Annotated in this window: 27 protein-coding genes and 3 pseudogenes; 18 read left to right on the forward strand and 12 right to left on the reverse strand. The window is 67.9% G+C overall.

Annotation, left to right across the window (positions count from 1 at the left end):
* The first annotated feature begins 370 nt into the window (after window positions 1-370).
* From AB0K21_RS41640 to AB0K21_RS41670, 7 genes and pseudogenes are all read left to right on the forward strand, one after another.
* Window positions 371-916, forward strand: a complete 546-nt coding sequence (locus AB0K21_RS41640) for a YciI family protein (RefSeq protein WP_364158167.1) — start codon at window positions 371-373, stop codon at window positions 914-916.
* 1,008 nt (window positions 917-1,924) lie between these two features.
* Entirely contained in the window at window positions 1,925-3,277 is a 1,353-nt protein-coding gene (locus tag AB0K21_RS41645; RefSeq protein WP_343971026.1) for a hypothetical protein, read from the forward strand.
* Between the two features lie 289 nt (window positions 3,278-3,566).
* A pseudogene (locus AB0K21_RS41650) lies at window positions 3,567-3,683 on the forward strand (SDR family oxidoreductase); the annotation flags it as partial.
* Window positions 3,684-3,909: 226 nt separating this feature from the next.
* Window positions 3,910-4,794, forward strand: coding sequence for a DUF2268 domain-containing putative Zn-dependent protease (locus AB0K21_RS41655; RefSeq protein ID WP_364158170.1), 885 nt, complete (start codon window positions 3,910-3,912; stop codon window positions 4,792-4,794).
* A 10-nt stretch (window positions 4,795-4,804) separates the two neighbouring features.
* Complete coding sequence (locus tag AB0K21_RS41660; protein WP_343971032.1) at window positions 4,805-5,563, forward strand: MerR family transcriptional regulator; 759 nt, start codon at window positions 4,805-4,807, stop codon at window positions 5,561-5,563.
* Window positions 5,564-5,736: 173 nt separating this feature from the next.
* Entirely contained in the window at window positions 5,737-6,471 is a 735-nt protein-coding gene (locus tag AB0K21_RS41665) for a hypothetical protein (protein ID WP_343971035.1), read from the forward strand.
* 96 nt (window positions 6,472-6,567) lie between these two features.
* Window positions 6,568-7,575, forward strand: a complete 1,008-nt coding sequence (locus AB0K21_RS41670) for an RNA polymerase subunit sigma-70 (RefSeq protein WP_343971038.1) — start codon at window positions 6,568-6,570, stop codon at window positions 7,573-7,575.
* Window positions 7,576-7,882: 307 nt separating this feature from the next.
* On the opposite strand, the gene AB0K21_RS41675 is transcribed toward AB0K21_RS41670, so the two are convergent.
* The 4 genes from AB0K21_RS41675 to AB0K21_RS41690 form a co-directional block, all read right to left on the reverse strand.
* A complete protein-coding gene (locus AB0K21_RS41675; protein ID WP_364158219.1) occupies window positions 7,883-8,446 on the reverse strand; it encodes a dihydrofolate reductase family protein in 564 nt (187 codons plus the stop codon).
* A 567-nt stretch (window positions 8,447-9,013) separates the two neighbouring features.
* On the reverse strand, window positions 9,014-9,838 hold the full coding sequence (locus tag AB0K21_RS41680; RefSeq protein WP_364158175.1) for an alpha/beta hydrolase: 825 nt from the start codon (window positions 9,836-9,838) through the stop codon (window positions 9,014-9,016).
* Window positions 9,839-9,892: 54 nt separating this feature from the next.
* The gene (locus AB0K21_RS41685; RefSeq protein WP_343971044.1) at window positions 9,893-10,228 is read right to left on the reverse strand and encodes a helix-turn-helix domain-containing protein; all 336 of its coding nucleotides are present in this window, start codon (window positions 10,226-10,228) and stop codon (window positions 9,893-9,895) included.
* Between the two features lie 338 nt (window positions 10,229-10,566).
* Window positions 10,567-10,992 (reverse strand): hypothetical protein, encoded by a 426-nt coding sequence (locus AB0K21_RS41690; RefSeq protein WP_343971047.1) that lies wholly within the window; start codon window positions 10,990-10,992, stop codon window positions 10,567-10,569.
* A 162-nt stretch (window positions 10,993-11,154) separates the two neighbouring features.
* Between AB0K21_RS41690 and AB0K21_RS41695 the strand changes: the two genes are divergently transcribed.
* A complete protein-coding gene (locus AB0K21_RS41695) occupies window positions 11,155-12,165 on the forward strand; it encodes an NmrA family NAD(P)-binding protein (RefSeq protein WP_364158180.1) in 1,011 nt (336 codons plus the stop codon).
* A gap of 229 nt (window positions 12,166-12,394) precedes the next feature.
* Here AB0K21_RS41695 and AB0K21_RS41700 read toward each other — a convergent pair whose 3' ends face one another.
* The 4 genes from AB0K21_RS41700 to AB0K21_RS41715 form a co-directional block, all read right to left on the reverse strand.
* Window positions 12,395-12,976 (reverse strand): dihydrofolate reductase family protein, encoded by a 582-nt coding sequence (locus AB0K21_RS41700; RefSeq protein WP_364158183.1) that lies wholly within the window; start codon window positions 12,974-12,976, stop codon window positions 12,395-12,397.
* A gap of 65 nt (window positions 12,977-13,041) precedes the next feature.
* The gene (locus AB0K21_RS41705; RefSeq protein ID WP_343971056.1) at window positions 13,042-13,881 is read right to left on the reverse strand and encodes a helix-turn-helix domain-containing protein; all 840 of its coding nucleotides are present in this window, start codon (window positions 13,879-13,881) and stop codon (window positions 13,042-13,044) included.
* 192 nt (window positions 13,882-14,073) lie between these two features.
* Complete coding sequence (locus AB0K21_RS41710) at window positions 14,074-14,337, reverse strand: hypothetical protein (RefSeq protein ID WP_364158186.1); 264 nt, start codon at window positions 14,335-14,337, stop codon at window positions 14,074-14,076.
* Between the two features lie 169 nt (window positions 14,338-14,506).
* A complete protein-coding gene (locus AB0K21_RS41715) occupies window positions 14,507-15,145 on the reverse strand; it encodes an aldo/keto reductase (protein WP_364158222.1) in 639 nt (212 codons plus the stop codon).
* On the opposite strand from AB0K21_RS41715, the gene AB0K21_RS41720 reads away from it, so the two are divergent.
* The 8 genes and pseudogenes from AB0K21_RS41720 to AB0K21_RS41755 all read left to right on the forward strand — a co-directional run bounded on the left by AB0K21_RS41720 (window position 15,060) and on the right by AB0K21_RS41755 (window position 22,199).
* Complete coding sequence (locus AB0K21_RS41720; RefSeq protein WP_364158229.1) at window positions 15,060-15,254, forward strand: hypothetical protein; 195 nt, start codon at window positions 15,060-15,062, stop codon at window positions 15,252-15,254. The genes AB0K21_RS41715 and AB0K21_RS41720 overlap by 86 nt on opposite strands.
* A gap of 266 nt (window positions 15,255-15,520) precedes the next feature.
* On the forward strand, window positions 15,521-16,429 hold the full coding sequence (locus tag AB0K21_RS41725; protein WP_343971062.1) for a MerR family transcriptional regulator: 909 nt from the start codon (window positions 15,521-15,523) through the stop codon (window positions 16,427-16,429).
* Window positions 16,430-16,484: 55 nt separating this feature from the next.
* Complete coding sequence (locus AB0K21_RS41730) at window positions 16,485-17,126, forward strand: NAD(P)H-dependent oxidoreductase (RefSeq protein WP_364158189.1); 642 nt, start codon at window positions 16,485-16,487, stop codon at window positions 17,124-17,126.
* A 264-nt stretch (window positions 17,127-17,390) separates the two neighbouring features.
* On the forward strand, window positions 17,391-18,224 hold the full coding sequence (locus AB0K21_RS41735; RefSeq protein ID WP_364158192.1) for a recombinase family protein: 834 nt from the start codon (window positions 17,391-17,393) through the stop codon (window positions 18,222-18,224).
* A gap of 313 nt (window positions 18,225-18,537) precedes the next feature.
* Window positions 18,538-18,999, forward strand: a complete 462-nt coding sequence (locus AB0K21_RS41740; RefSeq protein ID WP_343971071.1) for a hypothetical protein — start codon at window positions 18,538-18,540, stop codon at window positions 18,997-18,999.
* Between the two features lie 101 nt (window positions 19,000-19,100).
* Window positions 19,101-19,274, forward strand: a pseudogene (locus tag AB0K21_RS41745) (type I-E CRISPR-associated endoribonuclease Cas2); the annotation flags it as partial.
* A gap of 720 nt (window positions 19,275-19,994) precedes the next feature.
* Window positions 19,995-21,728 (forward strand): S8 family serine peptidase, encoded by a 1,734-nt coding sequence (locus AB0K21_RS41750; RefSeq protein WP_343971074.1) that lies wholly within the window; start codon window positions 19,995-19,997, stop codon window positions 21,726-21,728.
* Window positions 21,729-21,851: 123 nt separating this feature from the next.
* On the forward strand, window positions 21,852-22,199 hold the full coding sequence (locus AB0K21_RS41755) for a hypothetical protein (protein WP_364158197.1): 348 nt from the start codon (window positions 21,852-21,854) through the stop codon (window positions 22,197-22,199).
* Here the strand turns inward: AB0K21_RS41755 and AB0K21_RS41760 are convergent.
* Together AB0K21_RS41760 and AB0K21_RS41765 are read right to left on the reverse strand one after the other, a co-directional pair.
* A pseudogene (locus AB0K21_RS41760) lies at window positions 22,122-22,556 on the reverse strand (ATP-binding cassette domain-containing protein); the annotation flags it as partial. The gene AB0K21_RS41755 and the pseudogene AB0K21_RS41760 overlap by 78 nt on opposite strands.
* A 1-nt stretch (window position 22,557) precedes the next feature.
* The gene (locus tag AB0K21_RS41765) at window positions 22,558-22,758 is read right to left on the reverse strand and encodes a hypothetical protein (RefSeq protein ID WP_343971080.1); all 201 of its coding nucleotides are present in this window, start codon (window positions 22,756-22,758) and stop codon (window positions 22,558-22,560) included.
* 160 nt (window positions 22,759-22,918) lie between these two features.
* Between AB0K21_RS41765 and AB0K21_RS41770 the strand changes: the two genes are divergently transcribed.
* Entirely contained in the window at window positions 22,919-23,128 is a 210-nt protein-coding gene (locus AB0K21_RS41770; RefSeq protein WP_364158225.1) for an AHH domain-containing protein, read from the forward strand.
* Window positions 23,129-23,301: 173 nt separating this feature from the next.
* Window positions 23,302-23,763 carry a hypothetical protein gene (locus AB0K21_RS41775; RefSeq protein ID WP_343971083.1) on the forward strand — a complete coding sequence of 154 codons (462 nt, stop codon included), beginning with the start codon at window positions 23,302-23,304 and terminating at the stop codon, window positions 23,761-23,763.
* Window positions 23,764-24,120: 357 nt separating this feature from the next.
* Here the strand turns inward: AB0K21_RS41775 and AB0K21_RS41780 are convergent, their stop codons facing one another.
* Window positions 24,121-24,273 carry a hypothetical protein gene (locus AB0K21_RS41780; protein ID WP_364158201.1) on the reverse strand — a complete coding sequence of 51 codons (153 nt, stop codon included), beginning with the start codon at window positions 24,271-24,273 and terminating at the stop codon, window positions 24,121-24,123.
* Between the two features lie 128 nt (window positions 24,274-24,401).
* Window positions 24,402-24,689 (reverse strand): tyrosine-type recombinase/integrase, encoded by a 288-nt coding sequence (locus AB0K21_RS41785; RefSeq protein ID WP_343971376.1) that lies wholly within the window; start codon window positions 24,687-24,689, stop codon window positions 24,402-24,404.
* Window positions 24,690-24,692 lie beyond the last annotated feature (3 nt).

Consider the following 24,692-nt stretch of genomic DNA (forward strand, 5'->3'; position numbering starts at 1 on the left):
CAGGGGAGCAGGGTGCCCTTCGCCATCCCGGAAGCAGGCTGATGGCGGGCTTCTGCTGCAGAAGGGCTTCACGCCACGCGGAGGATGACCTTACCGGTGGTGCGGCGGGTGGTCAGGGCGGTTGCGGCCTGGTCGAGAGGGTACTCGGCGCCCACCATGGGGTGGACGCGTCCCGAGGCGGTCAGGGCGAGTAGGTCATGGAGCGGCGCGGCGGCACGGCTGTCGGGGAGGCGCAGGTGGGCGCCCAGCCAGTAGCCGCCGACGGTGATGCTGCCGCCCTGTCCGTCGCCGCCTTCACCATGGCCTGGCTGATCAGCGAAACCCCGCTGCGCACCGGCCTCTGCCGCAACCCGTGATAGATAGGCTCGACATGGAATTCTTCTGTTACCACCGTGACCGGCCCGGCTCCGCAGCGCTGCGCGAGAAGCTCGCCGAGGAGCACTGGTCCTACATGGACCGCTACGATGCGCAGCTGATCGCCCGCGGCCCCACCCTCGACGGCGACACGGCCTCCGGCAGTGTGCACATCGTCGACCTGCCGGACCCCGCCGCCGCGCGGACGTTCGCCTTCGACGAGCCCAACTACCAGGCCGGCGTGTACCGGGACGTGCTGCTGCGCCGCTGGCGCAACCACCTGGGCCGCACCATGTGGGACTTCCCCGGTAGCCGCGAAGGCGGCAACCGCTATCTGGTTCTCGGCCTCGGCACGGGCCAGGCCGCCGACCTCATTCCACCGCCCGACCGGCGGGACGACTTGATCGCCTACGGGTCGCTACTGTCCGACGACGGCGCCACCTGGCTGGGCACGGCAGCCTTGATCCGAGCGAGGGATCGGGACACGGCCCGCACCGTCCTGGCCCCGGACCGCTATGCCGATATCGAAGTCCACGACTGGGAGTTCGGCGGACGACGATGATCAACGGCGCGGGAGTGATGTAGACGGTGCGGATCAACCACAAGCCATGGCCGGAGCACCCATGACAACAGGGGCGCTCCGGCTTCGGTCGCGGCAGGCTACGGCTGGACTACCGGCGCCATAACTCGCCGCGTATCAGCCCCGGCAGGCGCGGCCGCCAGAGACCCATCTCTCGGTGACGGCGCCGGCAGCGTCGGTGATGGTGAGCTTGGCCCCCCACAACGACCCGGGTATGCAGCTGCCGCCCCCCTGTGTGTAGCGAGCCACCGGGTCCGAGATTCTGGTGCTGATGCTCATGCTGTTGGGGCCGTCGCTCCACTTGGCGGTGGCCGGGTCCGTGCCGCCCTGCCACCACGCCTCACAGAAGACCGTGAAGGTACTGCCGCCGGCGCTGCAGTAGGCGAAGGCAACGGTCGGGGCTGAGGCGGGAGCGGCTGCCGCCGGAGCGGAGCGGTACACCGCGGCGGACAAAACCGACAAGGACCGCCGGGACGAGACGATCGCCGTCCCGCGTGGCAGCCACCCGCTGACCGACCCCGTCGCCGTCTGGACCGACTGGATCGCCGTACTCGCCGAGGCGGGGGAGACCCCCGGACGACTGCTGCGCCGCGTCGACCGGCACGGCGACCTCGGCCCCCGGCTGGGCGCCGACGCCGTCAACGTCATCGTCCGTGACCTCGCCGTCCGCACCCTTGTGACCTGCACCGGTCCGCGTGTTACCCGTTGCCGCCAACTGGAGGGAGGACCTCGGCGCCGAACGCGAGAGCCGGAGCGAGCCCCCTGCGCACAGACAAGCCGTTGCGTCTAGAAACCGCTGCCGACGCCGGACCCGGACGGCGGAGGCCCAGTGGCCTGCGACCACGCATCCAACCGGCCCGAGACGGTCCGTTGTGCCTGTGGCCGCTTGCGGCCACCCGAACGCTCTTGCCAGCAGTGGGGCACGGCCGGATACTCAAGGCCGCTGACGAGCTTCGCGGCGGATCCTCCTACGGAATGGGACGTGATCGCATGCCCGATGAAAGCACCAGCCAGGACCAAGCCGGAGCCGAGGCAGACGCCCTCGCCGCTTGGCAGGCCATCCCGTACTCCGTCTCCCACGAGGAGGCGCAGCAGATCTCCCGGGAGTATCTGGACAAAGCCCGCAAGGAATTCGAGGAGCAGACCAGTCGGCTCCCCCAAGCCGACCAAGACAGGGCTCGCCAGATCGAGGCGCAGCTGAGCGCCAACGGTATGCAGGTGTACGCCAACGCGAGATGGTGGGGCTTTGAGATCGTCCTCAACGCCGCCGCCGCCGAAGCCGCCGCCGAGATCTCGGAGCTGGTAGGGGAGATCGTAGCCAGGGCCGTCCGTCCCAGGGTGCTCGGCCGGTTGATCGAGCTCTCCTTCCAGATCCGTTCTCTTATCATCCAGGCCATCGGCAGGCACCACGGTTGTCGGCTGGTGTCGCCCTGGTTCGCCCCGGGGATGCTCCTCCCCATCTCCCTGGCCCCCAGGCAGGACACCTCGCTGTGGTGGACGACCATGAACACCTCCCACAACTGGAGCGAGAACGAGAGATTTCCCGGCCACCTGTCCAGGTCCAATCCGGCGCTGGCGGAGTTCCGCAGCCGGCTGTACGCCGTGCACCGCGGGGACCGGGACGAATCGCTCTGGTGGACCGCCTACGACCCCGGCAGCAATGAGGGCTGGAGCGACAATGTCGCCTTCCCCGCCCATCGCAGCGCCGACGGCCCTGCCCTGGCCGTTTACAACAACTTCCTGTACTGCGTGCACCGCGGCGGCGGCAACGACAGGGGCCTGTGGTGGACCCGCTTCGACGGCAACCGCTGGAGCCCCGATACCCGCATGAACGGCGCGTCCAGCCGAGGCCCGGCCCTGGCGACCTTCAACGGCATGCTGTACTGCGCTTACCGGGACGCCAACAGCGATCAGATGTGGTGGACCCGCTTCAACGGCACCAGCTGGAGCAACGACCAGCCGTTCGGCAGCCACTTCACGGCTTCCAACCCCGCTCTGGCCGTCTACGCCGGCGTACTGTATTGCGTGTTCCGCGGCGGCGGCTCTGACCACTTCCTGTGGTGGACCAGTTTCGACGGCACGCGCTGGAGCACCGCCCGCCGGCTGCCCGCCCACCGGAGTGCGGAGGGCCCTGCCCTGGCCGTCTTCAACAACAGGCTGTACTGCGTGCACCGCGGCTCCGGCGACCAGAGCCTGTGGTGGACCAGCTTCAACTCAGCCGGCTGGAGCCCCGACACCCGGCTGCCCGGCCACCTGAGCGCTCAAGGCCCCGCCATCGTCTCCTACCGGGAACCCTACGGCACCGAAGACCAGCTCTTCTGCGTCCACCGCGGTCACGGGTAAGCCGCCACTGCCGCCCGCTGGGAGTGGCTGACCGGCATCACCGATGAGGAACTGCGCCGCCAGCTCGATGACGACGAGTTCTGACCACGACCGGCGTCGACCGGAGTACCGTCACAGCGCGTCAAGGCAGGCCAGCAGCGCGGCCGCGGCCGCCTTACGCGCTCGGCGCGCTGGCAGACGCGGCAGAAGAACGACCGCTCGACTTCCTGGTAGCCGACCCGGGTGACCGCAGTTGTCTGCGGAGCAGGCTGCACTGGCTCAGGAGCTGTACGACGCCCGGGTCAAGACGATGGGCAGGTGCGGAGAGCCGGACGACATCGCCGACGCGGTGGTGTACCTGGCCTCCCACCAGGCCCGCTGGGCCACCGGGCAAGTCCTGCAGGTCGCCGGCGGCCACGCACTCTGACCATGCTCATGACGGCGTGAGCGACAGCGAGTGGATGCTGTTCACCGCGGACCGCAAGACCGAGGAGCTGCGCACGCTGGACAGCGGCTGACCAAGTTGCGTGAGTCCATCACAGCGGCGAACCGCCGGTCGCGACGGGCCCGGGTGACGGCATGCCCGGCTGTATCTCGACGAAGAGCGCCGCTGGTTTGACCTTGACGCTGCGTCAACTTCTAGCATCGCGGCCATGTCGATCACTGTTCTTGACACCTACTCCGCCATGCGGCGGATTCTGCTGGCCCCGGTCGCGGACCGCGTTGGCCTGCTGCACTCGATGCTGGAGCCCAACAAGGGTATGTACCGCTACAACCCCGGCGAGGTCGACCTGGTTGCCGTACACCTCGCAACGTCCGGGTTCCCCATCGACCGTGACGAGGAGCGTTGCCTCGACGCGCTCGAAACCCTGGCTGCGGCCGGGGCCTGGGAGCGGATGAAACACGCGCTCGACGACGCTCTCGCCGTACTGCTGGAGGCCACGCCGGGACTGGAGGCCCCGGACATCACCGTGCTGTTCGTCCTCGGCGATCCAGGTGACGAACACTTCATGGGTCCCTGCAAAGGATTGACCGGGTTCGGCGGCATCTCGGGCCACATCGCCATCACGTTCTGGCCCTTCCCCGAGAACGTGGAGCGGCTGGAGGCCACCGCCGTACACGAACTGCACCACAACCTGCGGTGGAGCCCGGGCGGGGTTGTGTGGGACCCGATGACCGTCACGGTCGGCGAGCACATCGTCGGCGAGGGCCTGGCCGACGCCTTCGCCCGTCAGCTCTACGGCGACGAGCTCGGCCCCGCCCGCATCGGCGTGCCGCACCTGCACGACGACGAGGTCTTCGCCAAGGTGCTCACCGGGCTCGACGTGACAGGCATGCAGAACTTCACCGCCTGGGTGCACGGCGACCCCGGCGCGGAGCACCTCGGCGTCGCCCCGGTGGGACTGCCGATGGGCGCTGGGTACGCCGCGGGCAACCGGCTGGTCGACACCTACCTGGCGGCTACCGGGCAGACCGCGGCGCAGGCCCTGCACGCCGACGCCTCGGAGATCATCGCAACCACGCTGCGCCACGGGTAACACTGGAACGATGGAGTGGACGATCCAGGAACTCGCGGCGAGGGCCGGCATCACCAGCCGGACCCTGCGGCACTACGACCGCGTCGGGCTCCTGGTCCCGTCCCGGGTCGGCGCGAACGGGTACCGCTACTACAACCCCACCGCGGTCGCCCGGCTACAGCGGATCCTGCTCATGCGCCGGCTCGGCATGGGCTTGCCGGCCATCGCCGAGGTCCTGGCCGAGGAGGTGGACGCGCTCGACGGGCTCCGCGCCCACATCGCCGCGTTGGAAGAGGAACGGGACCGCATCGAACGGCAGGTCCGGTCTGTGCGTCACACGCTTGAGGCTCTGCAGGCGGGGGTGGAACCGCGGATGGATGTCATGTTGGCGGGGTTCAACGACCTCTACAAGGACGAGGTGATCTCACGTTGGGGCGAGCGCGCGTTCCAAGTGAGCAACGACTGGTGGCATGGCAAGAGCCTTGACCAGCAGCGGGCCTGGAAGCAGGACACCGACGACCTCGTCGCCGCATGGGTCGCCGCAGTGAAGGCCGGGGATTCGCCGACATCGGAACACGCTCAGTCGCTGGCTGCCCGGCACGTCCAGTGGCTGAGTCAGATCCCGGGCACCCCCACCGCCGAGGGCGACCGGGAGCGCTCGATCGAGATGGTGAACGGCATTGGGGACATGTTCGTCGACGACCCCCGCTTCGCCGCCATGTACGACGACGAGGCGGGGGCGATGTTCGTCCGCGACGCGCTGCACACGTACGCGCGTACCCGGATGTAGCTCGTGTGGTTCGCAGAAATGACTATTTCTGCGACGCGCACACCGTCACCGCCGTCACGCAGAGCTACTTTGCCCCTGGTGACGCCGACCCGAGTGGGGAGCCAAGGAGGCGCCGGTGACGGTGACATGTGGAATCGACCAAGGAATGCCTCTTCGCTGCGTATCCTCGCGTAGTGAAGATCATCCGCAGTGTGGTCGGTGCTCTCGCGCTTGGTGCGGGATTCGGTGCACTCACCTCCCTCGTCAAGGATGCGTCCCTGGGCGGGGTGTGGGTCATGAGGATCGCCGAAGTAGCGAGGCTGCTGCTGGACGTCGGCTGGTCCTGGGCCGCACTGGCGGTGGCGGCGGGATGGCTGGCAGGTACACGTACCCGGGGGGTGGCCGCCGGTGTTCTGGCATTGACCGCGGCTACGACGGTGTATTACTGCACGGAGTCCACCCTGAGAGGTCTGCCGTTGGCCTGGCAGGTGGGGTGGATGCTCCCCTGGCTGCTCGCGAGCCTGCTCTTCGGGCCGCCTCTGGGCGCTGTTGGCGCGACCATCAAGAACCATGGAGTGATCGGCCTGCTTGCCAGATTGACGGTGCCGGTCGGCGCGATCGTCGAGATGACCTTTATGCCACCCGAAATCTTCCTGATCGGGCGTCCGACGGAGACCTCGGTTCGGGTGATCGTCTGTGCAGCCGCCGCGATGGGCGTTGCTGTCGTCCTCATCCGTTTCCTCATCGTGAAGCAAAGCCCCCGCCGAGAGCCGAAGATGACGCATAGGGCTTGCCGCCGACCGGCCGGGATCGGCCGCTGCATTGGGCGATCGGCCAGACCGGCCATATCCCGCCCGATCTTTTCCCCAGCACTACGGGGACCCCACCTCGACATCGAGGGTGTGCCCGACCCGACCCATCCGGCCTGACGAACGGCCCGGTGTCAGCGGCTTCACCGCTCAGAAATCCTCCGCCACATCGTCAGTTCTGGTAGCCCCTCGCCACCTACGGAAGGATTGACGACCATGACCGACGCCAGACTGCTAAGCGACGACGAGGCCGCGTTCATCGCGGCGGCCCGCTCAAATGACGCAGCACAGTTCGCGATCATCACGGAGCGCTACCGGCGTGAGCTGCAGGTGCACTGCTACCGGATGCTCGCGAACTACGAGGACGCCCAGGACATGACGCAGGAGACGTTCCTGCGGGCGTGGAACAAGCAGGAGTCGTTCAAGGGCCACGCTGCGCTGCGGACCTGGCTGTATCGGATCGCGACGAACGCCTGCCTCGACTTCCTGGAGAAGCGCAACGCCCGCACACCAGTGCCTGCCGAGCTGCCGGGCACGGACTCGGAAGTGCACTACCTGCAGCCCTACCCCGACCGGATGCTCCCGGAGGACCCGCAGGAATCGGTGGTGGCGCGGGAGACGATCGAGCTGGCGTTCATCGTCGCCGTCCAGCACCTGCCACCGCGGCAGCGTGCGGTGCTCATCCTGCGCGACGTCCTCGGCTGGCCGGCGTCGAAGGCCGCCGACGCCCTCGAGCTGACCGTCGCATCGGTGACCAGCGCACTGCAGCGGGCGCGCGTGACGATGCGCGAGCGGCTGCCCGACCGCCGCCTCGACTGGCGGAGCCCCGCCACGCACGAGCTGTCGGATGACGAGCGCGGCGTGGTGAAGTCGTATATGGACGCCCATGAGCGTAACGACCTGGACGGGTTGATGGCCCTGCTGCGCGATGACCTGCGCTTCGCGATGCTGCCCGAGCCGGGCACCTTGATCGTCACGGCCAAGGACGCGGTGGACGGCTGGGTCTCCGGTGGGCTCTTCCAACGCGGCCACGACGACTGGCGCTGCATCGCCGCGACGGTCAACCGCATGCCTGCCGCCGCGCTGTACCTCCGCACCCCCGACGACCCGGAATACCGTTTGTTCACCATCGCGGTCCTGCACATCGTCGAGGGGAAGGTCGCCGAGCTCACCGGATTCGACGCCACCGACAAACCATGGCTGGGCCTGCCCCCGACACTGTGATCAGAAAAAGGCCCATCGTCGACGAGTCCAGCGCACGGGCCGCCGTCACCGAAGTCACCGCCGAATGAGCACCCCGACCAGCTGAACACCAACGCGGCAACGCGAACACCACCGCCCCGCCGGCGTTGCCGGCGGGGCATCTTCATGCCCGAAGATCATCGTTACGATCAACGACGCCGTCGCCCTCATCTCCACTGCTCACTTGGAACGCGAGGAAGGGCCCGGGGAGGGGTCCCCTCATCGCCGAGGGTCACGGTGAGCACGCCAGGAAGGACCTGGCCTTACGAGCCGAGCATTTGGCCCGTGCTCATCGCCTCGTCTCGTATCGGGTCAGTACCACGCCGCCGGGAAACGTCCGCGTCTCGACCAGGTTCAGGTTCACCCAGCTGTCCAGCGCGGTGAAGAACGGCGTGCCGCCGCCCAGCAAGGCCGGTGCGGTGACCAGCACGTACTCGTCGATCAGCCCGGCCCGCATGGCCGTTGCGGCAAGTGTGGCGCCGCTGATGTCCATGGGGCCGCCGTCTTCGGCCTTGAGCCGGGTGATCTCGGCGACCGCGTCGCCGGTGACCAGGCGGGTGTTCCAGTCGACCTTGTCGATCGTCGAGGAGAACACCACCTTCGGCATGTCCCGCCAGCGGCGGGCGTACTCGATCTCCGCCGGTGTGGCGCCGGGCTGCTGGTCGGTGGTCGGCCAGTGGGAGCTCATCGTCTCCCACAGCTTGCGCCCGTACAGCGCCAGGCCGGTCGCCCCCACCCGGTCGGACCACCACTGGAACAGCTCGTCGCTCGGTACGCTCCAGCCGAGGTCGTCGCCGGGCGCGGCGATGTAGCCGTCCAGGGTCACGTTCATGCCGAAGATCAGTTTCCGCATCGTGCCAGCCTCTCGTGAGTCGATCTCACGCGTACAGACGGGCACGGCGCGGAAACCTAATCGGTGCGCGATCTGCGTCCGCAGGTAGTCCTCGCGTTCCGGACTCGGCACGGCGTACTCGGCGGGCTCGAGCACCACGAAGGCGGGCTGAAGGAAGCGGGCATCCAGATCAACCCGGCCGCGGTCGCGCCGGTGGCGGCGGGGTCGTCGGTCGGGGTGGGTTCGGGGGAGCGTGTTGAACGAGCTGACACAGCAGGGCCGCATCGAGACGGTTGCTTGGACAGTGGAGTCGACCGGCCCGTCGCACGCGCCAGCCTTCACCGCGACCGCCGCCACCCGACTGCTCACCATGAACACGCCGGTGCACGGCCAGGGGAGCGGGGCCAGTAAACTGCGGGCCGCGCTCAAACGGGCCGGGCGAGTTCGCCACGTCGACCAGGATGTCGAACGACTTCACGCGATCTTCCGTGCCGAGCACATGCGTCTACCTGATCTGATGGGTCACCAGCTCACCGCGCTGCCCGGCCAGGTCGAGGAGAACCCAGAATATTGCATTGGGACGGCGCGCTATCCATACCTTCGAATGTGCTCGGTCATCAGCTGCGCGGTGGGCTCCGGCGCCTCCTCGGAAATCCAGTGGCCGATCCCCTCTAATGCCACGAATTGGTAGGGACCGGTCACCCATTTCGCCGTCAGCTCAGCGGTGTGGCGGCGCACCACCGGGTCGCCGTCACTCCACAGCAACAGGCTCGGCACCTCCACGGCGCCGATCGCCACGTCCGCGGGGTCTTTGGCAGCGAACCAGCTCAACGCCGCTCTCAGCGCTTCGGGACGGCTCAGCCGCCCCAGGTACTCGCGAGCATGGTCCGCAGGGACCGCCGATCCCAGTGAGCCCCGGATCCACGCGAGGTTGTCACGCAGCATCGCCTCCGCGCCTTCGGGCGCGAAGGTGCGATGGTAGCCGGGCACCGGTTGCGCGCCTTCCCGCACTGCGTCGGCGAAGGCACGCGGGTGCGGTGTGGAGAACGAGGTGAGCGTGACCACCCGCTTGGGGTTGGCGAAAGCGGTGCACCACGCGACGGAGCCGCCCCAGTCGTGCCCGACCAGATGGAAACGATCAGCACCCAGCGCATCCGCCACGTCCAGCACGTCCTGTACAAGGTGCGGCATCCGATACGCCGTCACCGCCGCCGGGCGCGCGCCGGGGGAGTACCCGCGCTGGTCGAAGGCCACGGCGCGGAATCCCGCCTCGGCGAGCGCTACGACGTGTGTAGCCCATTGCCGGGAGCTTTCCGGGAAACCGTGGAGGAGGATGACCAGATCACCGTCCGGTGGGCCGTCCACCAGCGCATCGAAGCTCAGCGAGCCTGCATTGATCTTGGACTCCGGCACAGGACTCTCCTTGTGATGAGGAAGTTGGTGGGGAGGGATCGTCCTCGGCACCGGCTACTCGCCGGAGGTGGGAGGCGCGTTCTGCTCCCCCCACTGCCGCAGCGCCGCGATCACCGGACGCAGCGCTTCGCCCTGCGGGGTCAGGACGTACTCGTGATGGGCTTTGCCGTCGGCGGCTGGCACGATCATCAGAATGTGTGAGTCGACGAGCGTGCGCAGGCGTGTCGTGAGGATGTTCTTCGCCACGCCGAGTGTCCGATGGAACTCGCTGAAGCGGCGGTCTCCGTCGAGCGCGGCCCGGACGATCAGGAGTGACCACCAGTCGCCGATCACGTCCAGCGCCCTGGCGACGGGGCAGGCGTTGCTGTCCAGTCGTGTTCGCCGCACCATGTCGCACCCCTTCGTCAACTGGTTGCATGATGCTACCGCAGAGTCGGCCCGTCGGCGAGAGGCGGACCGTGATCGCGGCATTGCTCGCGAGACGACCCGTACCCGGTGCAGGCGTCGGCGTCGTCTGCGAGCACGGCCGCCGGACGCCTCGCGCCGTGGCGTCCGGCCGCATGATGAAGGCATCTCGCCGCTCTTTCTGATCATCCGCCAGTTGGTGAACAGCGGATCGCGACCGCGGGCACCGGCTGAGTGCTTCAGAGCGGCACGCCGATATCGACAAGCTCGTCGACCGGCGTGCTCGTCAACGGCCTGTCTGGAGACGCTGCCGGCGGGCTGCGTCAGCTGTGATGCGTGTCCTTCGCCGCTTCTTGCGCGGGGTTAATTCCCGTGAGGGCGAGGCTGAGCAGCCGGTCGGCCTGAGCCGTACCGTCAGGTTCTTGTTCCGCGACCAGGGAGATGGCGTTGACGAGTTGGAGCAGATCCGTGATCGAGACATCGGACCGCACGGCGTTCGCGTGGCGGGCGCGGGCCAGTAGGTCTGCTCCGGCGTTGGTGATCATTGTGTGGCAGGAGACACCCGGCGTGGAAGCGCTGTCCTGGGGGCCGTGCATCAGGGAGGCGGCCAGACCTCGGTTCGACACGGCGTGTCGGGTGACGGCTCTCAGCCATGCCGTCAGCGCGTGGCCGGGATCGGGGTCGGTGGCCAGGTCGGCTGCGGTGGTGCGTAGAGCCTCGACTCTGTCGCGGAAGACGGCTTCAAGCAACTGGTGCCGTGAGGGAGGGCCTCCCCGTTTAGGTGGACAGCTCCGTGCACCCCGATGAACCGGAGATATGTCATGAAAACCATCGTTGTCATAGGAGCAACCGGCCTCCAGGGACGTGCTGTGACGGCGCACCTGCTCGCCGACGGCTGGTGAGTGCGAGCGGTGACACGTGATCCCGATGCCGCCGGGGCCCGCGCGCTGGCACAGACAGGCGCCGAAATCGTCCGCGCCGAGATGGACGACGTCGCCTCGCTCCGCGCCGCGACCGAAGGCGCGAACGGCCTGTTCAGCGTTCAGCCCACCGTGGGCTCTCCGGGGACCCCGGAAGGTTTCTCGGCCGAGGACGAGGTCCGCTGGGGCCACAATGTCGCTGACGCCGCACACGCCTCCGGCGTGGAGCACCTTGTCTACGCGTCCCTTTCCGGCGTCGGCCGCCACGACACCGAAAAGCTGCCGCAGAACGTGGTGAGCAAGTGGCGGATCGAACAGCGCATCAAACGGCTGGGCCTGCCCGCGACATTCCTGCGCCTGGTCTCGTTCATGGAGAACTACACCGGCGCATACCACCTGAGCGACGGTGCCGTGTCCACCGCATTCACCGCCGACGTGCCGCAACAGATCATGGCCGTCGATGACGTCGGCGCGTTCACCGCACTGGCCTTCGCTCAGCCGGGCGAGTGGATCGGGCGCGCGGTGGACCTGGCCGGAGACGAACTGACTCCGGTCCAGATCGCTGCGGCCATCTCTGAGGCGATAGGCCGGCCGTTGCCGTACGTTCAGATCCCCATCGAGGCGATCGCCGCGGCGGGTGAGGAACAGCGCCGGGGTGTCGGCGCCGGGCCGGGAGGCGCGTTCAGTGCGCCACTCGGCGATGGAAGTCCGCGCGGTGCCGTCCAGGAGCGGGATCTCGCGGGAGATCTCGCCCTTGAGCGGGTCCCCGTCGAGGCCGCTGGTCTCCAGCCAGGCGAGGAAGGTCCGGACCCGGAAGTCGTAGGCGCGGCGGGTGTCGCCGTCCAGCGGGGCCCGCTTCAGCGCTGCGGCGTAGGCGGCGTGGGTGGTGGTGAACGCCTCGGGTACCGCTTGGTGCCGCCGCCCCACGCCGCCCTCCCATCAGAGCTTCTGATATCTCTCGATATCAGAAGCTCTGATGGGAGGGCGGCGTCGGCGCGTTGATCCGGTCCAAAGTCCCGAGGCCACGCTCAGGCCAAGTCCGTTCGGGGGTCGGCCAAGATACGACGGAAACCGGCAACCAGTGATCTTGAGTTGAACTTGCCGCAGGTGAGGTGCTGGGGCGGATCGGCGTCGGCTGCCCGACCGGGGACAGCGATGCGCAAACGCAGCCGGAGGCCCGATCTTGTGTCATCGTTCGCGGTGGACTTCTTCGCGTACCCGCTCAAATCGGTCAACGGCGCACCCGATAGCGCAGGTGAAGCACCCGGTTGCCCTGAATCACCACCTCAGGATCCTCCAACAGGTGCTGCGCGTGGACCGACCCGAAGTAGCGCTTGCCGGACCCGAACACGACGGGTACGACGTCCATGCGCACCTCGTCGATCAGGCCCGCGGCAAGCACCTGGCCACCGACGTCGCCAGCGGCGACCTCGACCATGCGGTCACCCGCAAGCTCCTGCGCCTTGGCCATGGCTGCCTCGACGCCGTCGACGAAGTGAAACGGCGCCTCGGGGTCCCAGCCCTCGGGCATCGGCCGGTGCGACACCACGACCACGTGGTCGATGCCGCCCGGCGGCTTGCCGCCCCAGCCGTCCGTCATGTCGAAGACGTGGCGGCCGACGATCGTGACTCCGATCTGGTCCCAGTACGTCCGGGTGTAGTCGTAGGACGTCTGCGACACCTTCAGCTCGCCGCTCTCGTCCAACGGGACGTCACCGCTGGACAACCAGTCGAACAGCGGTCCGGGCTGGTCATTCTCGTCCGCGACGAAGCCGTCCACCGACACCGAGCTGTACATGACCACCTTGCCCACGGGGCTCTCCTCTGCTTTGGGGTGCCCCAAATTAGCGTGTCGTGAGCTGTCGCTCTTGTAAGAAATCAATCGGCCGGCAGCGGCCAGCCGTCCAGCGCGTGGCCGGGATGTTCGCGTAGGAACCGCCGCCGGACTTCGACGTACCGGGTCGGCGTGAGCCCGGTGAACGCCCGGAACTCGTGGCCGAAGTGGGCCTGGTCGAAGTAGCCTGCGCCACCGGCGAGGTCGCCCCAGTCGATCGGTCCGGCGGGGTTGATCGCGAACACGGTGGCGGCGAAGCGGTAGGTGCGGGCCAGCCGCTTCGGCGTGACGCCGATGAGCTCCTTGAACCGCTGTACCAGATGAGTGCCGCTGACACCGGCTGCCACGCTCAGGTCGCCGATCGCCACCGCCCCGCTGGTCGCCGCGATGACGCTGCTCGTATGGCGGACCAGCCCCAGGCCGGCGGTCTCGCACAGCCGTCGCATTAGCTCCTCCTCGAGCAGCGTCAGCATCTCGTACGGCCCGGCCGCCGTAGCCAGCCGGTCTCGCAGCTCAGCAATGGCGGGCCGGCCCCAAACCTGCTCCACCGTCACCGGCCGGTCACACAGCTCGACCGCGGGCATCGGCAGGAACGGCGCCAGCCCCCACGGCTTGAAGTGCACGCCGACGGACCGGGTCTCCGGCGGATAGCCGAACTCGAAGGCGCGGGTGGGCATGGTGACCACGCAGCCGTCGGCGTACTCGGCCGTCTCGATGTCGGTGCCGGCGCGGATGCGGAACGGCGCCCCGAGGTTGACGATGAGCAACGCCGACGGCCCCGGCGGCAGCGTCAGCCGGGCGTACGGCGGCGCACCCTCCAGGTAGTAAAGGTCGTCGATCAGCCTGTCCAGCGGCGGTCGCGGCACTCTGGACACGTACTCCACGCCCACAGTATCGCCGACGCCCCGCCGGCATCGAGCGCAGGGATGGTCCAGCCGTGCTGTCGCCGGAACGGGCGAGCGTCCGGCGTTACCCAGTCGGCAGGTCGGTGAGGTCCAGGCGCCGGTCGGTGCGCAGCTGGATCTCACCGATCTACCGACAGCATGATCTCGGTGCTGTACCCGCGCGGCCTCCACCTAGGAACAGGTGTTGCCGACCTCGAGGTCGCGGCGGCCGCCGTTGTAGTAGTTCTCGCCGGGCCGGGAGAAGTAGGCCGGCAGCACCGTGCGGCCCGCCGTGGTGGGCGGCACGCTCGCCGACTGTGAGGCCGGACCCGTCGCCGACCCGGATGCGGGCCGGGTTCCATCGCCGCAGCCGGTCGCGGTGATCACTGTGCCTCCCATCAGCAGCGCGCCGCGCAGGACCTGGCGGCGGTCGAGGGGCCGGGGGGAGCCGTCCATGGCAGTCTCCCTCTCAGCCGGTACGGCGGTTGCCGGGCCAGGTGACCATGGCCGGGTCGCGGTGGTCGAAGTGCCGTTGTTCAGCGTGATGGTCTCCACGTCGTACTCCTTCATCAAGATCGGCAGGCCGCTACGCGGCCGCCTGGAATGTGGGTTGCCGTGGGTCTGGTCAGCGCTCCAGGATGGCCAGCCCGGCCTCGGTGTGGGTGTCCCCGGCCGCCGACAGCCGGTCGAGCTGCTGCGCGGTGAGCTGCAGGTCGGCGGCGGCGATGTTCTCCTCGACCCGGGCCACGCGCTTGGTGCCGGGGGTGGGGACGATGTCGTCGTCCTGGGCCAGCAGCCACGCCAGCGCGACCTGCGCCCCGCTCGCCCCCGCCTGCTCGGCGACGGCCTGGATTTCATCGGCGATCCGCAGGTTGGCCTGCAGGTTGGCGCCGGTGAAGCGCGGGTTGCCGTGCCGGAAGTCCTTCTCGGCGAAACCTTCGGATGAGCGGATCTTCCCCGTCAGGAAGCCGCGGCCCAGCGGCGCGAACGGCACCAGGCCGATCCCCAGCTCGCGCAGCACCGGAAGCACCCGCTCCTCCACCCCGCGCGTCCACAGCGAGTACTCCGACTGCACCGCGGCGACGGAGTGGACGGCGTGGGCGCGGCGGATGGTGTCCGGCCCGGCCTCCGACAGCCTGAACGCACCCACCTTCCCCTCCGCGACGAGTTCGCCGACGGTGGTCGACGCCGCCGTGAAAGCCCTGCAGGCGGACGGGAACCTGTTGATCGGCCCGGAGATCCGGGCCCGGCTGTACCCGTTGATCTGGGAGCACATCAACTTCCACGGCAGTTACCCGTTCACCCGGCCGGAGGCGCCGGGGAGCCTGCGGCCGCTGCGCGATGCGACGGCCGAAGGCAACGAACAGGACTGACCACGATGGGGATCCTGAGGCCGGACGCAACGAGGGCCCCGCACGGTGCGCGGGGCCCTGGCCCGTAGCTGGGTTGCGGCTTTGTCACGCGGTGGCGGGCTGGAGGAGCTCGATCTCGATGGCCAGCACACCGAGCGCTTCCTTCTCCGGGCCGTAGCTGCGGCGGATGTTGTACTTGGCCCGCGCCCCGTCAACGGCTGCTCCACGGCGAGAATCTCCGACAAATCGCTTGAGGTTCCACCAGGTGGAAGGTGCAGATTCAAGCCATGAACGACGTGACGGGTCTCTACACGATCGGGCAGCTGGCCCAGCGTACGGGGCTGCAGGCGCGCACGATCCGCTTCTGGTCCGATAGCGGCGTCGTCCCTCCGGTCCAGAGGTCGGAGGGCGGGTACCGGCTCTATGACGCGGAGGCGGTCGCGCGGCTGGACCTGGTCCGGACACTTCGCGATCTCGGGCTCGGTCTTGACGCCATCCAGCAGGTGCTGGAGAAGCGCACCACACTGAGCGAAGTGGCGGACCTGCACCTCAAAGCGCTCGACGCCGAGATCCGCACCCTGCGGATACGCCGGTCCGTCCTGCGCATTCTCGCCAACCGTGACAGCTCTACCAAGGAGATCGCATTGATCAACGCGCTAGCCCGGCTCTCGGCACGGGAACGCCAGCAGATCATCGACGACTTCGTCGACCGCGTGTTCGCCGACGTCGTCGATGAGGACGCCAGGCTCGTCGCGGGATGGATGCGTGACCTCCCGTCCGATCTCCCGGAAGACCCGACCTCCGAGCAGATCAACGCGTGGGTGGAGCTGGCCGAGCTGGCGGGCGAGGAGAGCTTCCAGCAGACGGTCCGGCGGATGGTTCTCAGCGGCGAGGAGAACAACCGCCTGGAGTACGGCCTCAACCTCCGGCCCCTGGTCCTGGAGCACGCAGGCGCCGCTCTGTCGCGCGGGATCGCGCCGGAGTCGGCCGGGGCGAGCCTGATCCTGAAACGGATCATCCCCGACGACCTTCCCGCAGAGGAGACCGCCGCCCTGATCATGTGGCTGGACATGGTCGCCGAGCCCCGAGTCGAGCGGTACTGGCAGCTCCTGAGCCTCCTCAAGGGCCAGAAGCCATCCCCACCGGCGGTCCCGGCCTTCGAATGGCTGCTGGCCGCACTGCGCGCACACCGCTGATCCGTCCCCCGCACCTTCCGACCCCGTATCCTTCCGCACCCATAAGGGGACAGCCATGCCGACCTTGCTCCACATCGACTGCAGCATGCGCCAGGACGGCTCGGTGACCAGGGAGATCACCGGGATCTTCGCCGAGGAATGGCGCCAGGCCAACCCCGATCACACGTATGTGTACCGGGATCTCGGCGCTTCGCCGATCCCCCACGTCGACGAGGCTTCGGTGGTCGCCGGCCTGCTGCTCCAGGAGGGGCTGAACGAGGACCGGCGCCGTGCCTGGTCCGTCTCCGAGCCGCTGATCAAGGAGCTCCGCGCGGCCGACACCATCGTGCTCGGTGTGCCCATGTACAACTACTCGATCCCGTCGGTGCTGAAAGCGTGGTTCGATCGGGTCACGGTCAAGGAACACATGATTCAAGAGCCGATGAGCGAGGGCCTGCTGACCGGGAAGCGGACGATCGTGGTGACCGCCCGGGGTGGCGCGTACGGCCCGGGCACCCCTCGCGAGCGCTACGACTTTCAGATGCCCTACCTGCGAGCCCTGCTGGAGCAGATCGGCCTGGACCGCAACCTTGAGTTCGTGCATGTCGAGATGACGCTCGCGCATTCTGTCCCCGCGCTGGAGCAGTTCAAGCCGCTTGCCGACACCTCCCGTGAGGAGGCCGTCAAAAACGTGCGCAAGCTGGTCCTGGTCGGCTGAGGACGCGTTCTCCGGGATCCGACGAGGGCTGTGGCCTGGTCCAGGGCCAGTCACGTACGTCGCCTCCTGGACCGTGTTCTCTGAAGCTGCTGGCCTGCGAAGACGGCCGGTAGCGGAATTTCCGGTCGGGTACCTTGAGATTTGTTTCATAAACGGAGACACATGAAACACGGCTCGCGCCTTGCCCCGTCCGGGGGATTCTATGTTTCATAGGTCGATGCAAACGGCTTGATTCATGAAACGCACCCATGAAACAGTTGGGCGGTGCCCGACGGCTTCCAGCGAGTGGAATCCCGCGACTGCCCGATGTCTTCCTGCGCCGTCCCGGCCGGCTCGCCATGCCGCACCGCCAAGGGCAAGGTCGCCATCCAGTACCACACCGCCCGGTTCCGGCTCGTGCCCTCGCTGGCCAAAGCGCTGAACGTCCCCACCCCGGCCGTGCGCAAGCCCGGGACGGCCTGGACCGAACTGCCCCGCCCCGCAGCGGGCGTCGCACCGACCGGGCACGTACGGATCGGGTACGCCCGTGCCTCCACCCTGCGCCAGTCCCTGGACACCCAGCTCGACTCCCTCACCAAGGCCAGCGTCACCCGGATCTTCTCCGAGAAGATCTCCACCCGCGCAACGAGGCGGCCCGAACTCGAACGGGCCGTCGCCCTGGCCCGGGAGCTGCGGGCCTCCGGCGTCGCGGTCACCCTCGTGGTCCACGAGCACAAGCGGCTCGGCCGGGGCATCGACCTGGCCACCCTCGCCGAAGAACTGCGGGCGGCCGACGTCGGCCTGGAGTTCCTCACCGGGGAACTGCAAGGCTCACACGACCCCTCCGGCGTCGTGTTCATCGTGCTGGCGGCCCTGTCCGGGATGGAACGCGAATACATCCGCGACCGCACCTTGGAAGGCCACGAGTCCGCCCGCGCCCGCGGCAAGGCCATCGGCGGCGTCGGCGTCACCGACGACCACATGCTCTCCATGGCCCTCCGCCTGCGCGACATCGCCGCGCGGCTCGTCATCACCAGCGGCGCGAAGAAGGGCCGGCCCCCCTCGCCGGCAACCGTCATGCGCATGCTCCGCGACCACGACCAGCAGAGCGCGACCTGACCGGCCAGGCCCCACCCGCAGCCCCATCGGAACAGCTGAACGTAGCGAGGGACTACCGCGGTCATCATGTCCACGTCGCTCACCGGCCGCCAAACAGGCTCGCCCCTGCGTCCCTACCGCCACCATCACCACGCGCCATGCCGCAGATCATCCCAGACCACCACCCGCTCGCCCTCCCACCTTCACCAGACGGAGACCCGAAATGCCAGCTGAAACGAGTCAGGCAGGGACAAGATCGGCATGCCTGCCCAGATCGCCAGCAAATGCGATAAATAACTGATCAACAGGTGCCCCACCTCAGATAAGGAGCCACGTGGCCGAAGGCAGCACCACGCCAGCCGAAGAGAACACCGGCCCCGTGTCACCCCTGTCACCCACCCGGCCTGACGGCTGGCCCGACTGGCTCGGACGCCGCCCCATCCCCATCACCGAACGCGACCGGCTCCGTCAGAGCATCGACGCCGACCGACTGTCCCGCGAGACCGCGCGCGCCCAGACCGACCAGCAACTCGCGCCGCACTTCTCCTACATCGTCATCGAAGGCCTCAACCCCGGCCAGCACCCCCGCAAACACACCCGGCTCCGCGCCCGGATCACCATCGCCCTCCGCCTTGCCGCCGGAGAAGACCACCGCACCCACTACGAGGCCACCAGCCACCGGATCACCCTCGGCATCGCCGGACCCGACGCCCGCGAACGCACCCGCGCTCTACGCCAAGAAATCCAACGCATCGGGCGCGGCCACCGCTGGACCATCACCGAGGACATCCACTAACCAAGCTCCTGGAGCGATGCTCAGCGCACCCGTGCTGACCTGTGGAAAATCCCTAGCGTTGTTCCCTGAGGAAATAGTCCCAGTACCCCAACCCCAGCAAACGGATCAGAGACCGAATCTGGGAGCTGCTCGCCTCCCGCGTCGGCGACGGCCAAGCCGTCCTCGTCGAACCCGCTGCCAACGAACAGGGCTGGGCCATACGGACAGCGGGCAAGGACCGCTGGTACCCCGTCGACTTCGACGGACTGATTCTTTCTGCCCGTCTTCGCCGATAAAGTGACTGGTCAGCAAGTGTCGGCCCCGCGCCTGCGGGGATGGTCCCGTATCGGCACTGACCGCGCGAGGGGAGTCGGGCGGGCCGCCGCCGTCACCCCTTGGGGGCGCGGTGGTGGCCGGTGCCGCGGGGCGGCGGGTGGCGGGTCCTCGGCCGGGCCTGCCCGGGACCGCGTGCGGAAAACGGCAGCGAGGGCCACTCATGAGTGAGCCGGATTCTGTCATATCGATATCCGGATTCATTCCTTCCGGGAATTACGGTAATGACCATATGAATTGCTCGGCACTTGTTCGGCGTGGGGCTCCATGGAGGGCTTCAGGGATTGTTTCCGGCGGTTCGTGCTGATTTTGTGAACCGTGGGATCGCGGTGCGCGGTGGTCGTGGACGGCCCGTCCGGTACGGGGCCGACCCTCCGGCCGGGGAAACCCCCGTCGCGCCGTCCTGGCGCCCGGCGGACGTCCGTGCCTGCCGCGCGGCGGAAGGGGGTGACCTCCTGGGTGGCCGCCGTCCGGCCGGGTTCCGCGCCGATCGAAGATCGTTCCGCTGTCGGGGCGCGCCCCTCTCGCCCTCGGGGGCCGGTGTCGCGAACCACTACATCCGACATCCCGAGAAAGTAGTCAATGGCATGTTCTTACGCTTCTCCGCGACCTTCTTTATGTACGGAGTGGTGCCGTCGGTGTGGTGATATTGGCGAGGGATTTTTTGACGCATGGAGGTATGTGTGAAACGCGCTGTCGTCATTGCCGTCGCCGCTGTCGCCGCGGCGACACTGGCGGCTCCGGCACAGGCCCGGCAGGTGGGTGCGGAACCCAGCCGGGAAACCGAATACGTGGTCCTCTACAAGGAGGATGTCAACGCCGCCGACGCCAGAAGTGCCATCCAGGCCGCGGGCGGGAGGATTCTCAAGGAGAACGGCGCCGTCGGTCTCGCCACCGTCGCCACGACCAACACCGGCTTCACGAGTCAGTTGGGGGGCAACGCCCTGATCGAGGGCGTCGCCCGCAACCGGTCAGTCGGCGGCGTACCCAAGAACGCCCCGGTGAGCGACGCGGCGGTGCGCGAGGCCCTCGCGGCCAAGGCGTTGGAGAAGCCGGGCAAGGAGGAGTACGGCACCCCCTTCACCAAGCCGGGCAAGCCGGCCCCCGAGGCCGAGCCGCTGTCGGAACTCCAGTGGGACATGAAGCAGATCAACGCCACCGTCGACGGCTCGTACAAGCACGAGCAGGGCGACCCCGGCGTGCTGGTCGGCATCCTCGACACCGGCGTGGACGGCTCCCACCCCGACATCGCGCCGAACTTCAACCGCGAGTTGAGCCGCAACTTCACCGTGGACATCCCGGTCGACGCCAACGGCGACGAGGTCGACGGCCCCTGCGAGGAGGAGCCGGACCGTTCCTGCAACGACCCGGCGGACGTGGACGAGGACGGTCACGGCACGCACGTGGCGTCATCGCTGGCCTCGCCGATCAACGGGCTGGGCATCGCGGGTGTGGCGCCCAAGGTCTCGATCGTGAACCTGCGGGTCGGCTCGGACGTTGGCTACTTCTTCCTCCAGCCGAGCGTGGACGCGCTGACCTACGCGGGTGACGTCGGTATCGACGTGGCCAACATGAGCTACTACATCGACCCGTGGCTGTCCAACTGCGTCAACAACCCGGCCGACTCTCCCGCCGACCGCCTGGAGCAGACCACGATCATCAAGGCCATGCAGCGGGCGCTCGACTACGCGCACGCCAGGGGCGTGACCCTGGTCACGGCCGTCGGCAACCAGTTCAGCGACCTCAGCAGGGAGTACGCCGACACCTCAAGCCCCAACTTCGTCCGGGTGCCGGGCGAGCTGCCCTACTCGCGTACGATCTCGCCGGACTGCTCCATCATGCCGATCGAGGGCAACCACGTGATCACGGTCTCCGCGACCGGTATCAGCGAGCGCAAGTCCTACGGCTCCAACTACGGCAACGGCTCCGTCGACCTGGCCGCCCCCGGCGGGGACAGCTACGACACGCCCACCAACACCAGCGACGTCACCAGGACGACGCTGTCGGCCTACCCCCGGTCGCTCGCCGAGGCGCGGGGTGAGCTGAACCCCGACGGCACGCCCAACGTCGCCCGCGTCGTCCGTGACTGCAAGAACGGCGTCTGCGCCTACTACCAGTACCTCCAGGGCACCTCGATGGCCTCGCCGCGCGCCGCGGGAGTGGCGGCGCTGATCGTCAGCAAGTTCGGCCACCGCGACCGGACGCACGGCGGCAAGACGCTCAACCCCGCCGTCGTGGAGACGTTGCTCAAGGCGTCCGCCACCAGGAAGGACTGCCCCACCCCCGCCGCCTACACCTACACGCGGCACCTGTCGAACGGCAACACGGTCGTCACGACGCACGTGTGCGAGGGAAACAGGCTCCGCAACGGCTTCTACGGCTACGGCATCGTGGACGCCCTGCGGGCAGTCCGCTGACCTGACCAGGGCCGCCCGTCCGGGCACCTGACCGATCAGGCGTCCGGACGCCCACCGGCCGGGCGCCCGGCCCCTGTTCGGGCGTGCGGGTCGGGGGAGGCGGGGGCGATGAGCCGGTAGCGCATGCCCGCTCCCTCGGGGACGGTGGTCGGCCTGCGAGACCAGTTCCATGACGCTTCCCCGGAACACCAGGCGTCCCTTGGCCAGTACCGCGAGGTAGCGGCAGGTCTGGGCCACGTCCTCGACGATGTGCGTGCTGAGCAGGACCGTGCGCTCGCCCGCGAGCTGGGAGAGCAGGGTGCGGAAGCGGATCCGCTCCTCGGGGTCCCGGCCGCTGGTCGGTTCGTGCACGATCAGCAGCCGGGGGTCGGTGAGCAGTGCCTGGGCGATGCCGGCCCGGCGCAGCATGCTGCCGGAGAAGCCCTTGAGCCTGCGGTCGGCGTCCTTGGTGAACGCGACCACCTCGAGTAGCTCGCCGATCCGGCGTCGCCGCGCGGTGCGCGAGTCGACTCCCTTGAGAAGGGCGATGTAGTCCAGGAACTGCCGCGCGGTCACGTCGGGGTAGACCCCGAGGTCTTGGGGGAGGTAGCCGAGCGTCCGCTGCACGGCCAGACACCCGTCGGCGGTGGTGATGTCGTGCCCGCCGACGCGGACCGTTCCCGAGGTGGGTTTGAGCAGCCCGGCCAGGATGCGCATGAGCGTGGTCTTGCCCGCCCCGTTGGAGCCGAGCAGCCCGTACATGCCGGTCGGCACGTCGAGGTCGAGCCTGCCGAGGGCGTGCACGCCGCCCCGGTAGGTCTTGGTCAGGCGGGAGATCTCGATGCGCATGTCAGGACTCCGTCCGGGGGGCGTGGAGACGGGCGAAGGAGAGTAGGGAGGCCGCGAGCACGATCATCACGACGATCCATAGGAGGGCGGTGGCCTCGGTGGCTATGGGTCGCAGGAAGTCCAGCGCGGCGCCGCCGGGCCAGGGGCCGTAGGTGTAGTAGTCGGGGCCCACGATCAGGTGCGGTTCTGGCGGTGCCGGCACCCGCGTTCAGATCACCGCGATCAAGAAGTGGACCGCCATCCAACGCGTCCACAACCTCACCATCGACGACATCCACACCTACCATGTCCTCGCAGGCAGCCAAGCAATTCTTTTTCACAATACCGAGCCGGGATGCGCGGATAAACTACGGCGGAGCCTCATTAATCCGGTTTTCCCGGAGCCGGGCACACCTCACAGTCCACACCATATTGTGGCTGGAAACTCACCGAAGGCTGCCCCTGCGAGGACCGTGCTAGATAAGTTCGGTATCGGTGTGAATGATGCCGAGAATGGTGTGTGGCTACCGCGCAGCAGCGGATCACCCAACCTGATTGGCGCTTCTGTGCATTCGATTACTGTGATTATGTGAATAATCTCATGAGTGGGGCGCGAACCAGGGGAGAGGCTCTGGATGTAATAGACCACTTCAGGAGGCAGCTACAGGGTGGCTACCGGCCTTAGGGGGAAAGTCCGCCCGCCGGTGCGAGGACTCCGCGGGCAAACACTATCCTGAGGCGCAGGTATCGGGCACGGAAGGTACTCATGTCCAACAAGCAGCAGGTAGAAGCGGCTTTGGACCTTGCCAGAGGGCTCCTCGGCGAGCCACCTTTGTTCACCTCTCAGGTCTCGGATTTGACGGGACTGGTCCGTCGTTACTCGGCGATCGAGTTCGATATACCCGAATTGCCAGATGCAGACGGGCACCTCTTTCAATACGGAAAGGTGAGCTGGTTTTCCGAGCCAACCTTTGTGCTCAGCCTGGTTCGCCAGCTCGAAGTCATCGACTCGTCTGGAGAGCACGAGTACTACGTTCAGCTACAGTTCGAATTCAGGTACTCATTGGATAACGAACTCGAGTCTGCCGGAAGTCACACCGAATGGCGGTTCCCAGAGGACAGAACATCCCTCGATGCATGGCTGGAGTCCGTGAACCGAGCTCCAATTATGAATATCCTTGCTCAAAAGACACCGCGAGAGTTCGAAATCTGGCAAGACCAGGCTTAAGGATTGAAGGGTGGTACCCCTGAAGCCCCGCCGAGTTTATTTCGGCGGGGCTTCAGGGCTGTTTGACGGCTACAGAGACCCTGATCGTTTTCTGACGGCTACGTTTCGGACGCCGCGAGAAATCCATGATCATATGTCGTGTCGGCGCGAGGGCGGCACTCTGAGAGAGCTGCTGGCGGACGAATAGCCAGAGGCTGTCCCTGGCGGTGCGGCCTGGAAGGCGCCGCTCAGTGCTTCGGCTGTCCGTGATCCAGGTATCCGGGCAGGACTCGGACAGTCGTCGACCGGGCGAGTCCGTCCGGCGCCGAACAGCAGGTTGATGTTCGGCGCCGGTAACGGCCCCCGGCGGCGGCGCGGCTACGGGCTCTCGGCCGCGGCGCCGCCGGGCGAGGAAGCGTTGAGCTTCGCGACCCGGTCGAGGTGCCGGCTGACCACGTGCAGGGCGGCGGCCAGAGCGAGCGCCGCGGGTGGGCTCTGCTGTGCGGGGCAACCGTGGGACAAGACGACCATCCCCTCCTCGGCCAAAACCGCGTTCCCGTTCTCCAGCAGGATCAGGGTTGAGGAACCTGGGAACAGCCATTGGCGCTGAGATTGATCTTGGTTGTGTGTAGTGACGTGTGGAGCAGTGAGCGTGCAGGTCAGCGGCGGTCGCGGCGTCGGCGGGCGGCGCGGATCTCGGTGTCTGCGACGTCGTCGGCGAGGAGAGTGTACAGCTGGGTGGTTTCGGTGGAGACGCCGGCGTTGATGAGTTCGGTGGCGTGGGCGTGCCGTAGCTGGTGGATCTCGATGTCGACTCCGGCCGCCTCGCAGTAGCCCTGCCACCGGTGGTGGGCGGCGTCGTAGGACAGCGGTCCGCCGGTCCCGTTGATGCTGGCGCGGAAGACGGGGCCGAACCGGTAGCCCGGGGGTGAGGAACCGACGGACAGCGG

It is taken from the genome of Streptosporangium sp. NPDC049248 (genome assembly GCF_040678965.1).
Taxonomy (GTDB): domain Bacteria; phylum Actinomycetota; class Actinomycetes; order Streptosporangiales; family Streptosporangiaceae; genus Streptosporangium; species Streptosporangium fukuiense.

Bases quoted from the DNA above. Each gene is read 5' to 3' on its own strand.
- AB0K21_RS41670 (WP_343971038.1), top strand. From the start codon at position 6,568: ATGACCGACGCCAGACTGCTAAGCGACGACGAGGCCGCGTTCATCGCG.
- AB0K21_RS41775 (WP_343971083.1), top strand. From the start codon at position 23,302: ATGTCCAACAAGCAGCAGGTAGAAGCGGCTTTGGACCTTGCCAGAGGG.
- AB0K21_RS41675 (WP_364158219.1), bottom strand. From the start codon at position 8,446: ATGCGGAAACTGATCTTCGGCATGAACGTGACCCTGGACGGCTACATC.
- AB0K21_RS41645 (WP_343971026.1), top strand. From the start codon at position 1,925: ATGCCCGATGAAAGCACCAGCCAGGACCAAGCCGGAGCCGAGGCAGAC.
- AB0K21_RS41710 (WP_364158186.1), bottom strand. From the start codon at position 14,337: ATGGACGGCTCCCCCCGGCCCCTCGACCGCCGCCAGGTCCTGCGCGGC.
- AB0K21_RS41730 (WP_364158189.1), top strand. From the start codon at position 16,485: ATGCCGACCTTGCTCCACATCGACTGCAGCATGCGCCAGGACGGCTCG.
- AB0K21_RS41685 (WP_343971044.1), bottom strand. From the start codon at position 10,228: ATGGTGCGGCGAACACGACTGGACAGCAACGCCTGCCCCGTCGCCAGG.
- AB0K21_RS41655 (WP_364158170.1), top strand. From the start codon at position 3,910: ATGTCGATCACTGTTCTTGACACCTACTCCGCCATGCGGCGGATTCTG.
- AB0K21_RS41660 (WP_343971032.1), top strand. From the start codon at position 4,805: ATGGAGTGGACGATCCAGGAACTCGCGGCGAGGGCCGGCATCACCAGC.
- AB0K21_RS41780 (WP_364158201.1), bottom strand. From the start codon at position 24,273: ATGGTCGTCTTGTCCCACGGTTGCCCCGCACAGCAGAGCCCACCCGCG.
- AB0K21_RS41640 (WP_364158167.1), top strand. From the start codon at position 371: ATGGAATTCTTCTGTTACCACCGTGACCGGCCCGGCTCCGCAGCGCTG.
- AB0K21_RS41725 (WP_343971062.1), top strand. From the start codon at position 15,521: ATGAACGACGTGACGGGTCTCTACACGATCGGGCAGCTGGCCCAGCGT.
- AB0K21_RS41755 (WP_364158197.1), top strand. From the start codon at position 21,852: ATGCCCGCTCCCTCGGGGACGGTGGTCGGCCTGCGAGACCAGTTCCAT.